We start from the raw sequence: 596 nt of genomic DNA on the forward strand, positions 1-596 counted from the left end.
ACTTGCTGGGGCGATCCCCGCCAGCCAAGGACCCAATCGGTGCATGTTTTGATTCAATGGATAGCGAGACTGGTGTGCGCACTGCTGCTTGCCCAGGTGCCTGCCAGCCTGGCTGCCGTCAGCCTGCCCTTCAAACTGTTCCGGCGCGATTTGCAGCCTTATCTGGACGTGTCCTAAATGTGCCCATCCAGATAAGCGACCGCCAAATCTCCACTGGTTTTCACGATCTCTGGGAACATAGACTCTGGCAAATTAGATAGTGCCGCGGCACGTTCCGATATTTGTAAGCTGAGGATAGCTGCTTTGCCATCAAGCCGAGCAGCAGCTGATGCAGCGGCCACGGCCAACTGCTGCGCAGCGGTACTCATCTCCTTACCGTAGGCAGCGGTCTTAAGCTTGCTTTGAGCTGTATAGATTTCAGCAAGCGGTTTGGATCGAAGCTCAAAAAGTTTCAGCGCTGCTGAATTTCTCAGTTGCGCCTGCGTAGCAGATAGCGATGCGTCGGCCTGAGCCCGCGCTGCATCCACAGCTGCTTTACCAGTCAGCCAAGATGCTGCAGAGGCAGAAGCAAGGCTGATCACAGCAACAAGAATTCC

At 55.0% G+C, this 596-nt stretch carries 1 protein-coding gene; it reads right to left on the reverse strand.

What is annotated here, in order from left to right; all coding sequences use genetic code 11:
• Positions 1-173: 173 nt before the first annotated feature.
• Positions 174-596 (reverse strand): hypothetical protein (locus tag AC0L3U_RS38345; RefSeq protein WP_473364954.1); only part of this gene is annotated, 423 nt, incomplete at its 5' end.

This window comes from Bradyrhizobium sp. Kon69, assembly GCF_055807515.1.